General features: G+C 60.9%; 1 rRNA gene. It reads left to right on the top strand.

Annotation, left to right across the window (positions count from 1 at the left end):
- Window positions 1-73: ribosomal RNA gene (locus HHX37_RS35420) — 16S ribosomal RNA — on the top strand; the annotation flags it as partial.
- Window positions 74-542 lie beyond the last annotated feature (469 nt).

Below are 542 nucleotides of genomic sequence, written 5' to 3'. Positions count from 1 at the left end.
GGTGGGGCTGGCGATTGGGACGAAGTCGTAACAAGGTAGCCGTACCGGAAGGTGCGGCTGGATCACCTCCTTTCTAAGGAGCACCGGCCGGCTCGGATCCTCGTTGGAGGGTCGGGGTTGGTCCATGCCGGGTTCAGGGACGCGTGTTCCCTGCTCGGTGAGCTCATTAGTGGAGCACTGGTTATTCGGATCGGCCGGGTTCGGCTGCCGGGGTGAGTACCGCCGCACTTGTGTGCGGAGTGGGAAAGCGTTCGGCGGGGCTTGGTGGGTTCGGGCACACTGTTGGGTCCTGAGGGAACGGACTGTTCGCCGGCCACTGCTTTTGCGGTGGCCGCTTGCGAGTGGGTTTGGTTTTCTCTTTGGGGCTGGTCTCCTGCCATACCGGCTTCTGCTCTCCTTGTGGGGGGTGGGGGTTTTTGGTGGTGGGGTGGGCTGGTTTGCCTGGTTGTTGTTTGTGAATTGCATAGTGGACGCGAGCATCTTTGTGGCCAAGTTTTTTAGGGCACACGGTGGATGCCTTGGCATCAGGAGCCGATGAAGGA

Source organism: Microbispora sp. H10885, from assembly GCF_014161415.1.
Classification (GTDB): domain Bacteria; phylum Actinomycetota; class Actinomycetes; order Streptosporangiales; family Streptosporangiaceae; genus Microbispora; species Microbispora triticiradicis.
The sequence above is the reverse complement of the archived record's forward strand: the minus strand, read 5'-3'. Positions and strand labels throughout refer to the sequence as shown.